The sequence below is a fragment of the Thalassotalea litorea genome, from assembly GCF_043642205.1.
GTDB lineage: Bacteria > Pseudomonadota > Gammaproteobacteria > Enterobacterales > Alteromonadaceae > Thalassotalea_A > Thalassotalea_A litorea.
Window position 1 is genome coordinate 170,497 of the sequence record NZ_JBHZSG010000006.1, and the last position, 7,152, is coordinate 177,648.

The 7,152-nt window shown below is 45.3% G+C and carries 4 protein-coding genes; 3 read left to right on the plus strand and 1 reads right to left on the minus strand.

Going from position 1 to position 7,152, the window contains the following annotated elements:
• Positions 1-216: 216 nt before the first annotated feature.
• Entirely contained in the window at positions 217-2,211 is a 1,995-nt protein-coding gene (locus ACHUFQ_RS05300; protein ID WP_394173656.1) for a sodium-translocating pyrophosphatase, read from the minus strand.
• Between the two features lie 387 nt (positions 2,212-2,598).
• Between ACHUFQ_RS05300 and ppa the strand changes: the two genes are divergently transcribed.
• The 3 genes from ppa (at position 2,599) to fadA (ending at position 6,955) form a co-directional block, all read left to right on the plus strand.
• Positions 2,599-3,147, plus strand: a complete 549-nt coding sequence (ppa, locus tag ACHUFQ_RS05305; RefSeq protein WP_394173658.1) for an inorganic diphosphatase — start codon at positions 2,599-2,601, stop codon at positions 3,145-3,147.
• Positions 3,148-3,606: 459 nt separating this feature from the next.
• The gene (gene fadB, locus ACHUFQ_RS05310) at positions 3,607-5,775 is read left to right on the plus strand and encodes a fatty acid oxidation complex subunit alpha FadB (RefSeq protein WP_394173660.1); all 2,169 of its coding nucleotides are present in this window, start codon (positions 3,607-3,609) and stop codon (positions 5,773-5,775) included.
• Between the two features lie 16 nt (positions 5,776-5,791).
• Positions 5,792-6,955: an acetyl-CoA C-acyltransferase FadA gene (fadA, locus tag ACHUFQ_RS05315; RefSeq protein ID WP_394173671.1), complete on the plus strand. Its 1,164-nt coding sequence runs from the start codon at positions 5,792-5,794 to the stop codon at positions 6,953-6,955.
• Positions 6,956-7,152 lie beyond the last annotated feature (197 nt).

Here is a 7,152-nt window from a genome sequence, read left to right on the forward strand (position 1 = left end):
CGCCCGCGAGTATATACAGGTCGCGGGTTTCAGGATAAGCACCTCAATTTTTCGTCATTCTCTGCCAAAACAGGGAATCTGTGGTCACCGGTTGAACGGCGGCTATGTGCTAGGAATCGGTTGTTAGCAATTGCTGATATACAAGACGTGGAGGTGACTAAAACAAAAAAGGAGCTGTTAAGCTCCCTTTTTAAAGAATAAACGATCCCGCTAAGGCTATAAAACTGGGGCGATTACCAGAGATACAATTGCCATAACATTAATCAGGATATTCATTGACGGACCAGAGGTATCTTTAAACGGGTCACCAACGGTGTCACCGACTACGGTTGCTGCATGGGTCTCTGAACCTTTACCGCCTAAATTACCTTTTTCAACGTACTTCTTCGCGTTATCCCAGGCACCACCGGCATTCGCCATCATCAACGCCATAAGAACACAGCCTAATAAAGCACCGCCTAATGTGCCGCCTAAGGCTTGTGGGCTTAATCCAAATCCGACGATTACCGGAACGGCTACTGCCACGATGCCAGGAAGGATCATTTTCTTCAGGGCGGCAGTCGTTGCAATATCAACGCAACGGGCGGTATCAGGCTCCGCTTTGCCTTCCAGTAAACCATCAATCTCTTTGAATTGACGACGAATCTCATGAATCATCGTAAATGCAGCATCACCCACAGCGGTCATGGTAATTGAGGCGATAAAAAATGGCACCATACCGCCAATAAACAAGCCAATTAACACTTGTGGATCGCCTAAGTGCAGGCTGAAATCGCCAAGCTTTTGTCCCATTGTTTCGACGTAAGCGGCAATAATGGCAAGTGCAGCCAGAGCTGCTGCGCCTATCGCAAAACCTTTACCAATGGCCGCAGTAGTATTGCCTAATTCGTCCAATGAATCGGTAATTTTTCGGGTTTCTTCACCAAGTCCTGCCATTTCCGCAATGCCACCGGCATTATCGGCAACAGGCCCATAAGCATCTATCGCCATGGTGATCCCCACTGTGGCCAGCATACCAACGGCGGCGATACCTACACCATAAAGTCCTGCCAGATGAGTCGATGTAAAAATAATGGCGCAAATAGTGAGGATCGGCACCACAACGGATTCCATACCAACAGAAAGGCCGGTGATCATTACCGTTGCTGGACCAGTTTCTCCGGCCCGGGCAATTTTTCTAACGGGCGAGCTCGAGGTGTAAAATTCCGTGACCAGGCCGATAATGATACCGCCGATAGCCCCAATCAATACAGCTCCCCACACAGCGGAATTGATCCCGAACCATGCAACCATAAAATACGATGCAGCGATGAAGATGAGCGCAGCGGAAATTGTACCGGCTCGCAGCGCCAGTTCGGCTTTGCTCCCCGACATGATTTTGACAATTATAATTCCAACAATGGAGCAGACCAGGCCAAGAGATGCCAGCATTAACGGCAATGCCATTAATGCATTGCGATCACCGAGTAAGTCGACGGCCATGGTTGAGGCAATAGCTATAGATGCAATCATCGAACCACAGTAAGATTCGAAAATATCTGAACCCATGCCAGCAACATCGCCGACATTATCACCAACATTGTCGGCAATTACCCCCGGATTTCTCGGATCATCTTCTGGAATACCCGCTTCAATCTTGCCGACTAAATCCGCACCAACGTCCGCACTTTTTGTAAATATGCCGCCTCCAACACGAGAGAATAACGCAACAGTGGAAGCGCCCATGCCAAAACCGTGAATATAGTGAGTGGTTTCTGGATCACCACCAAAATACCAATACAGGGTTCCCAGACCAATTAAACCTAGTGAGGCAACGCAAAGTCCCATTACGGAGCCGCCAAAAAAAGCGACAGTTAGTGCCGGACCTGCGCCCTGTTCATGAGCGGCATTGGTGGTTCTGACATTGGCTTTGGTGGCTGTAAACATTCCGATATACCCGGCCAAAGCCGATGAAATCGCACCCACAAAAAAGGCCAACGCTGTATTTGGACTAACGAAAAAATAAAGAAGTACAATAAGCACCAAGGAAAATATCGCAAGCATCTTATATTCTCGATGCATAAAAACCATGGCGCCAAGATGAATTTGATTGGCGATTTTCTCTAATTTTTCGCCGCCAGGTTTGTAGGACTTGATTATGGTGTAGAGAATAAACGCGAATATCAGGCCGACCAGGCCCAGGACAGGTGGTAGATAAAGTAGATTATCCATAGAATCCCCATTGTTCTTGTTATCACAGGTTTGTTGTAACCTATTCTTATATTAGTTGGTATTTAGATCTCTATTGAGTTACCGATAAGACAACATGGACAGTCGGTGGAACCCCGATAGTAAACAGCTAACCTTGGATGTATCCCCAAAATGCAGGGCAATACAAAGACTGCAAACCTCGGTTTTAACTACCTTGATCGCGGACGATCAATTATTACATTACTCTTAGTTCAGCAAAAAGTGTAGTCAATCTTCGCCATTGTTGAGAGTTTTAAACAAAATTTCCTGAAAATATTGCTTGTTTTCTCAGCGAATATCTCGAATTTAAATTTTAACTGGGTATAATAACGCCCTTTAAAAAATCCAGCCTAACTAGTAGGAAGAGCCATGAGCCTTAACAAAGTACCTGCAGGTAAAAATTTGCCTGATGAAATTAATGTAATCATTGAAATTCCGGCTCACGCCGATCCGGTAAAATATGAAGTTGATAAAGATTCTGGTGCTATTTTTGTAGACCGCTTCATGTCAACGTGCATGCACTACCCAACTAACTATGGCTATGTTCCGCATACGCTATCTTTAGATGGTGACCCGGTAGACGTTTTAGTTCCTACGCCATTTCCATTAATGCCGGGTGCCGTCATTCGGTGTCGTCCGATTGGTGTTTTGAACATGACCGATGAATCTGGTGAAGATGCGAAAGTACTGGCTGTTCCAGTAGATAAGTTATCAACCATCTATCGTGGTATTGATGAAGCGACGGATATGCCTGAGTTGTTGCTTAACCAAATTGCTCACTTCTTTGAGCACTATAAAGATCTTGAGCCTAACAAATGGGTGAAGATTGAAGGTTGGGCGGATGCTCAAGCGGCCAAAGACGAAATTATATCCAGCGTAAAGCGTTATGACGAAGCCGAAGAAAAACCGGCGTTCTAAATAAACTAATCGCTATCGATATAAAAGCACCTACGGGTGCTTTTATTGTTTTTATCCCCCAGTGTTAATGTCTAAATCCCTGATAATCCCGGTTTTCGCTTTTCTGTTAGTGATATCTTATGTTACCAATTTTTATCGTTGGCTCTGAATCGTAAAGTTTAAACGCCGAATTAAAACACCTGTTTAAAAAAACTTGCTTTGCTTAACGGGACAAGGCAAACTCAGACGTCTAGAATTAATACCAATTCGCCTCAATCAGTGTTCAGTCAACGAGAATTTTAAATCTCTGTAGGTCTTAAAGATGTGCTGTCAGTCATTGTTTTGGAAAATTTCCAGCGTGATAAGCAGTAGATGAAAACCTGAATGCATTTTGAATTGATCCCAAAGTTGGGTGGATAGGTATAAACCAAATTCTCGTTACAACAAGACAATCCTCATATTCAAAGAAGGAGTTTCGGCATGTTATATCAAGGCGACAGCCTAACTGCCCAGTTACTCGACGATGGTATCGTTGAGTTGCAATTCAATGCCAAAGGTTCAGTAAATGTTCTTAATCTGGCAACGTTACAAGAATACAAGCAAGCCATTGAAGCTATCGCTGCCAGCAGTGAAGCCAAAGGTGTTGTCGTAACCTCTGCAAAATCCTCATTTATTGCCGGTGCTGATATTACGGAATTTACGGAAATGTTTAAAACGCCAGACGATGAAATCGCCGGTGTGTTTAAAAGCAGTAGTGATATTTTTGATCAGTTTGAAGATTTGCAAGTGCCCACTGTTGCGGCCATTACAGGCTTTGCGTTAGGCGGAGGATGCGAGACGGCATTGGTGTGTGATTATCGTATTGCCGATACTACCGCACGCATTGGTTTGCCTGAAGTTAAATTGGGTTTAATGCCTGGCTTTGGTGGTACGGTGCGTTTACCGAGAATTATCGGTGTAGATAATGCGCTGGAATGGATGACAACAGGTAAGCCCTATAAAGCTCAGGAAGCTCTGTCATTTAACGCCATTGATGCTGTTTCAGCGCCAGAAGACCTGCGCGACTCGGCAATCAAAATGTTAAAGCAAGCCATAGCGGGCTCATTGGACTGGAAAGCCAAACGTCAGGAAAAACTTGAGTCAGTTAAGCTTTCTGAAATAGAACACATTATGAGTTTCAATACGGCTAAAGGTATGGTTGCCGCTAAAGCGGGTAAGCATTATCCAGCACCAATGGCCATGGTGAAATTATTGGAGAAATCCGTTCTTCTTGACAGAACTCAAGCCATGCTAATGGAAAACCAGGCATTTGGTTTGTTGGCTAAAACCGATGCTGCTGCCGCTCAGGTTGGTTTGTTTTTATCGGACCAGGTGGTCAAAGGCAAAGCTAAAAAAGCCGCAAAATCTGTGACTAACCAAGTTCAACGAGCTGCCGTATTAGGTGCGGGTATCATGGGGGGCGGTATCGCCTATCAATCGGCTTACAAAGGTACGCCGATTGTGATGAAGGATATCAATAATAAAGCACTTGATTTAGGTTTAAGCACGGCTGCCGATATTCTAGGTAAGCAGGTTGAACGTGGTCGTCTGAATGCGAAGAAAATGGCCTCGGTGTTGAACAATATTACGCCGAGCCTTAATTATGACAGCATTAAAGATACGGATATCGTCGTCGAAGCGGTTGTAGAAAACCCCAATGTAAAAGCGGCGGTGTTAAAAGAAGTGCAAGGTGTGGTTTCCGATAGTGCAATAATCACCTCGAATACGTCAACCATCTCCATCGATTTACTGGCCAAAAGTATGAGTAAGCCAGAACGTTTTTGCGGCATGCACTTCTTTAACCCGGTGCACAAAATGCCACTTGTTGAAGTTATCCGTGGTAAAGATACCAGTGACGAAACCATAGCAAGTGTGGTTGCTTATGCTGCGAGCATGGGGAAATCACCTATCGTCGTCAACGATTGTCCGGGTTTTTATATTAACCGTGTTCTGTTCCCCTATCTGGCAGGTTTCAGCCAATTGGTCTTAGATGGTGCTGACATTGCAACCGTCGACAAAGTGATGGAAAAAGAGTTTGGCTGGCCTATGGGACCTGCTTATCTACTTGATGTCGTTGGCTTGGATACGGCCAATCATTGTACACATGTGATGGCCGATGGTTTTCCAACTCGTATGGCACAAATTGAAAATGATCCCATCTCGTTGCTTGTAAACGATAGCCGTTATGGTCAGAAAAATGGTGTTGGATTCTACGAATACTCTAAAGACAAACGAGGACGTCCGCAAAAGGTACTCAGTCAGGATAGTTTGAACATGCTGGCGGCGGTATCAAAGCAAGGCGTTGAATTTGGTAAAGATGAAATTATCGCACGCCTGATGATCCCGATGGTTAATGAAACGATTCGTTGTTTAGAAGAAGGAATTGTTGCAAGTGCCGCAGAAGCGGATATGGGGATGATTTATGGTCTTGGTTTCCCACCATTTAGAGGTGGTCCAATTCGTTATCTTGAAACCCTGGGTTTGAATGAGTTTATCGCAATGGCTGATCAATACGCCCACTTAGGTGAATACTATCAGGTCACTGATGGATTACGCGAAATGGCCGCATCAGGTAAGTCGTATTTTTCAACGGATGTTAAAAAAGGTTAAGGGAGCACAAATTATGATGAATGAAGTAGTAATTGTTGATTGCGTACGTTCACCTATGGGTCGCTCCAAAGGTGGTGTGTTCAGAAACGTGCGCGCCGAAGAGTTATCCGCGCAGCTAATGCGCTCGCTGTTAATTCGTAATCCAGCATTAGATCCGGCAGATATCGAAGATGTTATCTGGGGCTGTGTAAAACAAACAAAAGAACAGGGTTTTAATATAGCTCGCAATGCTGCTCTGATGGCAGGCATCCCTAAACAAGTGGCTGGTGTCACTATTAACCGGTTATGTGGTTCTTCGATGCAGGCGCTGCATGATGCGTCTACCAGCATTATGGCTGGTATTGGTGACGTTTACCTAATCGGTGGTGTCGAGCATATGGGCCATGTGCCCATGATGTATGACATCGATTTCGCACCAGCGATGGCCAAATATATGGCCAAGGCAGCGGGCAATATGGGACTTACGGCGGAACTATTAGGTCGCCAACACGGGATTACACGTGCAATGCAAGATGAATTTGCCGCACGTTCTCATCAGCGTGCTCATGCCGCGCACCTTGAAGGTCGCTGGGCCAATGAGATTGTGCCGATTGCTGGCCACGATCAACAAGGCGCATTAACCATGGTCGATTTTGATGAAGTTGTACGCCCTGAATGCACCGTTGAAAGTTTATCTGGCTTGCGACCGGTGTTTGATCCGGTAAATGGCACGGTGACAGCCGGTACGTCATCGGCTATCTCTGATGGCGCAAGTGCCATGCTGGTGATGTCAGCGGCCAAAGCAAAGCAACTTGGCTTAACCCCTCGCGTTAAAATACGTGGCATGGGTGTTGCGGGTTGTGATCCTGCGACTATGGGCTTTGGTCCTGTACCAGCGACCAAGAAAGCATTAAAACGTGCTGGCCTATCTATTGCGGATATTGAACTGGCGGAATTTAATGAGGCTTTTTCAGCCCAGGCACTATCCTGTATTAAGTCATTAGGCATGCTTGACCAGTTAGATGATAAAATTAACCTAAATGGTGGGGCCATTGCCCTAGGCCATCCCTTAGGTTGCTCAGGTTCACGCATTTCTGGAACCTTGATCAATTTAATGGAGTCTAACGATGTAAATATTGGCCTGGCAACGATGTGCATTGGTTTAGGTCAGGGAATCGCGACGGTCTTTGAACGCGTCTAAGTGATGCAGTTCGAATGCTGCTAAGATAAAAAAGCCAGCGTTAGCTTAACACCATTCAGTTAAGAGCCTCTTTTCTGAATGGGGTAGCGGGTTTTATTGATACGAACGGTCCTTTTCTTGGGCCGTTTTCTTTTTTCGGGCAAGATAAACTTCTTAACGTTTTCTCGCATGGCCCTTAATTTTTTAGGGATACTTCC